The following is a 6,066-nucleotide window of genomic DNA, read 5'->3' as shown; positions in this document are numbered from 1 at the left end:
TCGGGTGGGGGAGGCTGAGACTTGGTGGCGTAAAGCCGCCAATGTCGGCGACACCGACGTGATGGTTGACCTCGGGCACCTGCTGTTGGAGACGGGTCGGGTGGGGGAGGCTGAGACTTGGTGGCGTAAAGCCGCCAATGTCGGCGACACCGACGTGATGGTTGACCTCGGGCACCTGCTGTTGGAGACGGGTCAGGCGGGGGAAGCCGAGACCTGGTATCGCAAAGCCGCTGACACTGGGGACACTGGCGCGATGGTCAGCCTCGGATTCCTGTTGAAGGCGAGTGGTCGGGTGGGGGAGGCCGAGACTTGGTGGCGCAAAGCCGCAGACCAGTACCACATCTCCGCGATGTTCTATCTCGGGAACCTGCTGTAGGAGAGCGGCCGGGCAGAGAAGGCCGAGCCGTGGCGGCGTTGGGCCGCCAAAGCCAAGCGGGGAAGTGACCTTCTCCGAGAGCCGGACAGTAGTGTTCGCGCCCGATCTTGGCCCCCATAAGTGAATTATTGGCGGCCAGATCCAAATCTGGGCAAAGAGCAGGGCCCCCCGGGGAAGACGTGCTCCCCCGGGGGTCCTGCCGTCCGTCAGCCCGGCCGGGCGCCGACCGCTCCCTCTCTTGCGATCCGGCATCGGCCGAGAGCGGGCGGTCCGGAGTGGCAGGAGGTGCGCCCCGTGCCCTGCCACTGATCGGTTGCTGTTGGTGCCCGCGTGCCCGGGGCGTGAGGGGTTGCTCAACCAGGTGCGCGGGGTTCAGGGGCCGGGCCTTCGCCAGGGTTCGGGGAGGCGGGCGCCGGCGCGTAGCTGCTCGTCGAGGGCCGACAGGAGCCGGTCGGCCTCCCGTAGTGCCTGGTAGGTCTCTCCCAGGTGCCGGGGCCGGATGCGCAGCAGCTCGGACAGCTGGTCGTAGAGCTCGGTGGTGTCCCCGTGCCTGGTCCTGCGGCGGGGAAGCTCCCCGCCGTCCCGGGATGCGGCCTTTTCCTCACCCCGGGGCACGGGTATCTGCTCGGTCCCCTCGGTCATCGCTTCCCGTCCTTCCGGGCCTGGTTTCCCCATCCGCGCGGGTTGCTCATACGGGCTTCGAGAGCGTCGGCGGTGTTCTCCATCAGGGTCGGTTCGACGTCGTCGATCAGGGCGGTCGCCATCCAGTACCGGGGGGTGCGCCAGACCTTCCACCGGGTGCCGTGCGCGGCTTGCAGCCGCGCGAGTTCCTGCGCTTCGAGGCGCACGAGCAGGCCGGCCGGGCTCGAAGCGGTGAGCGCCACACCGTCGCGGAAGGCCTGCCAGGCGCCGTGTCGGGCGCCGTCGCGCTCCCGGCTGATCTCCCATCCGGGGAAGTCCGCGGCGATGGCTTCGATCGCGGACGGGTGGGTGTGCAGCAGTGCGCGTTCCTCCGCGTGCCGGTCGGTCGTCATCTACTCACCTCGGAGAAGCCGTGTGCGTGATGAGACGACGCTACGGATGGTGTGGCTATCGCTACAGACACAGAATGTGGCAGTTTCGGGGCCACAGCCCCAGAACTGCCACGCTACGTGGTACCGCGCTGATCAGGTCACACCGAGGAACTCGGCAACCTCCCGCTGTCCGCTGCTGGGCATCCGCTTGGCCTGTTCCAACAGGTCCTCCGCGATGTCCCGTGCCGCTTGCTGCTGGCGGAACCACGACGGTGCGCGGCTTTTCAACCCCAGCATGATCTCTGTTGTCCGTTCGACATCGCGCAACCGAAGGTGCGCCGCGGCCTGGTCGAGCGCGTACCTCTGCTGTGTGTTCGCCGTGGTCTGCCCTTGCCGCGGCCGGATCTCCTCGACCATCTCCAACGCCCGGTCCGGCCGGTCGGCGATCAACTCGTTCTGCATCCCGTTCATCAACGCCGTGGCCCGACCGAACCGCATGTGCCCGGCGGTCGCGATCTCGTCTCCGACGAATTCCCCGGCGGTCTGGGCAAGCTCCTGGTACTCCCGCGCCGCGTCGGGGCGGTTGTTGCGGACGGCCGCGGCTCCGGCGCGCATGAGGATGTACCCCCATGCCGCCACGGTGTCCTTGCCGGCCTTCGAGAGCTTGGAAGGTTCCAGCGCATCAGCGGTATCCGCGCACAGGCGTTCCACCTCATCGAACCGGCCTTGCCGTATGAGCGCCCATCCCTGCTCTCCGATGCAGGCGGCGGCAAGCCCCTGATCGCCGACGGCGAGCGCGTCGGCAAGGGCGTCCCGAAGCGCGATGAGGGACAGATCGTGCTCCCTGATCTGGATCAGGTAGCGCGCGGTCAGTTGGAGGGCGTCCGACCGCAGGCGTATCGCCTCGTTCTTCTCGTCGCCCTCCAACAGGGCCACGTGGGCATGAGCGGACCGCACGAGTGCTGGGGAGAGCCGGGCGACGTCGTCGTACCGGTCGGCCTGGTAGTGCGCGGCTACCGATGCCACGGCGCGTTCCAGCAGGCCCAGGTCCGGGGGCACGTCGTCGTCGGGGTAGAGGCGTCCACGCAGGCCCAACGGCGGGTTGACGGCAGAGCGGATGTCGGCGAGAACGGCGTCGCGCTGGTCATCGACCCGTGGGGCGGGAGCTTCGGGGGTCATGAACCACACCGTGCGCACGCCCAGGGTCCGGGCGATGCGGTGATAGTTCTCGATGCGGGCCGTGCCGCCTTGTTCGATCTTGCGGATGACGCCGACACTGATTCCGGCTTGTTCCGCAAGACCCTCCTGTGTGAGGCCGCGGCGCCGCCGCAGCTCGACGAGCCGGTCAGCGACGGTCCGGTCGTGGCTACCCTGGTCGGGCACAGGCCCCGCCTCCTCTGCGTTGGTCGCACTTCTCAGAGTAGGGCGGGGCCTTCTCCGTGTCAGGAGGTCGGCCGCACCCGGCCGCGGCGCCTCCGGGCAGCGCTGGCTCCGGCCGCGCATGTGGCGGCAGACATGGCGACGGCCTCCCGGGATCTTCCCGGGAGGCCGTTCGCCTGTGCTCAGGAACTGCGGCGGTGCCGGTCGAGGAAGCCGCGGATCGCCGCCGCGAGCTCGGCGTCCTCCGGGGCGGCGCCCCCGAAGCCGGCGTGGGGCATTGCCTCGAAGACGTGCAGCTCGGCCTCGGCCCCGGCGGCCAGGAGCGCGCGGTGCATGCGCACGGTGTTGGACAGGAACAGGTCCCGGGTGCCGGCCTGCAGGAACACGGGTGGGAAGCCCGTCAGGTCGGCGAACAGCGGGGACAGGTAGGGGTGTGCGAGGTCGTGTCCGTTCGCGTAGAGGAGGTTCACCTCGCGCAGGCCGGCCAGCACGTTGTCGATGCCGTCGTTGGTCCGGAAGGAGTCGCCGGACTCGGTGAGGTCCACCTCGGGTGTCAGCAGCACCAGGGCGGCGGGCATCGGCAGGCCCTCGTCCCGGGCCCGGACGAGGAGCGCAGAGGCGAGGTTGCCGCCGGCGGAGAGGCCGGAGACGAAGATGTCGGCGGGGTCGCGGACCTCCAGCAGGGCCCGGTAGGCGGCCAGGCAGTCGTCGAGCGCCGCGGGGTAGGGGTGGAGCGGAGGCATCCGGTAGTCGACGCTCCAGGTCTCGGTCCCGGCGGTCATGGCCATGGTGCTGCCGTTGCGGGCGCACAGGTCGCCGCCGCCGAAGACGAGGGCGCCGCCGTGGATGTCGAGCAGGATCGGGCCCTCGCCCTCCGGGACCCCCTCGGGGCGGATGACGAACGTCCGGGCGCCGCCGCGGACGGTGTCCTCGACGGAGACGGGGAGGTCCGGGCTCTCGGACCTGGCGCGGACGCGCTCGTTGTGCTGCTCCACGAACCTCAGCCAGCCCTCGGTGTCGTCGAGGGCGGGGTAGGGGTCGGTGAGCGCCAGTGACTGGGACAGGAACCGGCGGGCCTCCTCGCTCACATGCGCGGGGAGCGGTGGCCGGGGGCGGGAGTGATCGCTGATGGGGTCCTCCTCGGGGGCTCGGCCGGGACACGGAGTGACGGGCACACTGTGCCGATTGGGGCCGATATCTGCTCGTTTGCACCATAAGTGCATGTGAGTCGGAATCCTATCCCTGCCCAGGCCGGTTTCCCGGCTGCCGATAGCATCGGCGCATGGCCAGTGCATCGACCCGCGACGACATCCGATCGGCGGCGTCGCGGCTCTTCCGCGAGCGCGGTTTCGCCAGGACGACGGTCCGGGAGATCGCGGCGCAGGCGGGTGTGGACCCGGCCCTGGTCATCCGGCACTTCGGCACCAAGGAACTGCTGTTCCTGGAGACGATGCGCCTGTCCATGAACGACGAGCCGCTGCTCGACGTGCCGCCGGAACGGCTGGGGGAGAGGTTCGTCGAGGTCCTCCTCGACGGGGACGAGCCCTCGCGGGAGATCTTCCTGGCCCTGGTGCGCGGCAGCGGCGAGCCCCGGATCGCCGCCCGGCTCAAGGAGACCCACGAGAAGGCGTTCGTCGAACCGCTGCGCGCCCGCCTGACCGGCCCCGACGCCGAGACGCGGGCCCGGATGGCCGGGGCACTGGTCGCGGGGCTGCTGTACTCGCTGTGGGTGGCCGGCGACGAACGGCTGCTCGCCGCCGACCGGTCCGAACTCGTGACCCGCTACGGCGCGCTCGTGCAGCAGGTCCTCACCCCCGGGGAATGAGGCGGCCTACTGGGCCGACCAGCCGCCGTCCGAGGGCAGCACGGCGCCCGAGACGTTGACGCCGTCGTCGCTGAGCAGGAAGGTGATCGAGGCGGCCAGCTGCTCGGCGGTGGCGATGGGCGGGATGAGGCCCATGAAGCCGCCCAGGCGGCCCTGCCCGAACTCCGACGGCGTCCAGGCGTTGCCGGCGATACCCGTGGCGACACCGCCGGGTGCGACGGCGTTGACCCGGATGCCGTGCGTCGCGTACATGACCGCGGTGTTGAGCGTGATGCCCACGACGGCGTGCTTGGACGCGGTGTAGGCCACCCCGGCGGCCGAGCCGCGCAGCGCCGCCTCCGAGGCGACGTTGACGATCGAGCCGCGGCGGGCCTCCATCATCAGCGGCACGACGGCGCGGGTGAGGCGGAAGAGCCCGTCGACGTTGACGGCGAAAATCTTCTCCCACATCGCGTCCGTGACCTCGTGGATCGCGGAGAAGTCGTCGGAGATGCCCGCGACGTTGGCCAGGGCGTCGACGCGGGGGCCCGCGGCGGCCAGGATCCGCTCGATGTCCTCGGGCACGGTGAGGTCGGCGGTGACCGGAACGATGTCGGACCCGGGCAGCTCCGCGACCAGGCTCTCGAGCTTGTCGGCGGAGATGTCGACCGCGACGACCTTGCCGCCCTCCCGGGCGACGCGGGAGGCCGTGGCGCGGCCGATGCCGGAGGCCGCACCCGTGACGAGGACGACCTGGCCCTCGAAGCGGCCGGGCGTGACGCGTTCGCGCCATCCGGCCGTCTCGGAGGCCTCGTCGGGAATGACGCCGCCGTTGGCGCTGCGGACGAGTTCGTCGACGACCTCCTGCGTCACCGCGCCCTGGCTGAGGTCGACCATCTGCTGGAGGGGGAGGTTGTGCAGCGGGGCGAGCACGTCCTCCCCGAAGCCTCCCTGTGAGAGCAGCCCGCGCAGGGCCTCTCCGCCCTCGGGGTGCGCCAGCCACTCGCCGATCGTGCTGCTGCCGGTCAGGGGCCTGTCCTGTGCCATGCCGTCTCCTTCCGAGATGCGCGCCGGTTGTCCGGCCGCGCCGTCCACCGTATGTCAACTTAGTTGACAACTGCGTGGATCCCCACGGCGAAACGGGCGATGCGGTGCTCGGCCGTCAGGAACCGGCCTCCGGCGCAGACCAGGCAGAAGCCCCCACGGTTCACCGTTGCGGCTGTGTCCTTACACGGTGAATCCACCGGGTACCGGAGGCGGTGGCGGGTGCGCCTTTCCGCGTTTCGCCGGGGCCCGGCCGGGCGGACCCCGGTCCGCCGGTGGTGATGCGGACGGCCCGCAAATCCCCTCCCACCTGCGGAAGGTCTTTCCCAGCGGCCATGATCTGCATTTCCACCGAGCCCTTGGAGGATGCAGTGAGCACACCGCCGGCACCCGCGACGACCGGGCCCGACGAACAGACCGACGGCACCGGGCGCCAGGCAGCGGAGGAG

Annotated in this window: 7 protein-coding genes; 2 read left to right on the top strand and 5 right to left on the bottom strand. The window is 70.5% G+C overall.

Annotated elements, in window-relative coordinates; all coding sequences use genetic code 11:
• Nucleotides 1-376, top strand: a 376-nt coding sequence (locus tag FHS13_RS21255) for a tetratricopeptide repeat protein (RefSeq protein ID WP_425491102.1), incomplete at its 5' end; no start/stop codon positions are given.
• Nucleotides 377-748: 372 nt separating this feature from the next.
• Here the strand turns inward: FHS13_RS21255 and FHS13_RS00895 are convergent.
• The 4 genes from FHS13_RS00895 to FHS13_RS00880 form a co-directional block, all read right to left on the bottom strand.
• Entirely contained in the window at nt 749-1,018 is a 270-nt protein-coding gene (locus FHS13_RS00895) for a hypothetical protein (protein ID WP_184286710.1), read from the bottom strand.
• Nucleotides 1,015-1,410, bottom strand: coding sequence for a hypothetical protein (locus tag FHS13_RS00890; RefSeq protein ID WP_184285845.1), 396 nt, complete (start codon nt 1,408-1,410; stop codon nt 1,015-1,017). The genes FHS13_RS00895 and FHS13_RS00890 overlap by 4 nt, the downstream gene beginning before the upstream one ends.
• A gap of 132 nt (nt 1,411-1,542) precedes the next feature.
• Entirely contained in the window at nt 1,543-2,772 is a 1,230-nt protein-coding gene (locus FHS13_RS00885; protein WP_343064855.1) for a helix-turn-helix domain-containing protein, read from the bottom strand.
• Between the two features lie 179 nt (nt 2,773-2,951).
• Nucleotides 2,952-3,857: an alpha/beta hydrolase fold domain-containing protein gene (locus FHS13_RS00880; RefSeq protein WP_221442186.1), complete on the bottom strand. Its 906-nt coding sequence runs from the start codon at nt 3,855-3,857 to the stop codon at nt 2,952-2,954.
• Between the two features lie 194 nt (nt 3,858-4,051).
• Between FHS13_RS00880 and FHS13_RS00875 the strand changes: the two genes are divergently transcribed.
• Nucleotides 4,052-4,594 (top strand): TetR/AcrR family transcriptional regulator, encoded by a 543-nt coding sequence (locus FHS13_RS00875; protein WP_184285836.1) that lies wholly within the window; start codon nt 4,052-4,054, stop codon nt 4,592-4,594.
• Between the two features lie 6 nt (nt 4,595-4,600).
• On the opposite strand, the gene FHS13_RS00870 is transcribed toward FHS13_RS00875, so the two are convergent.
• Nucleotides 4,601-5,620 (bottom strand): SDR family NAD(P)-dependent oxidoreductase, encoded by a 1,020-nt coding sequence (locus FHS13_RS00870; protein ID WP_184285833.1) that lies wholly within the window; start codon nt 5,618-5,620, stop codon nt 4,601-4,603.
• Nucleotides 5,621-6,066: the final 446 nt, after the last annotated feature.

This window comes from Nocardiopsis algeriensis (genome assembly GCF_014203695.1).
Lineage (GTDB): Bacteria > Actinomycetota > Actinomycetes > Streptosporangiales > Streptosporangiaceae > Nocardiopsis > Nocardiopsis algeriensis.
The sequence above is the reverse complement of the archived record's forward strand: the minus strand, read 5'-3'. Positions and strand labels throughout refer to the sequence as shown.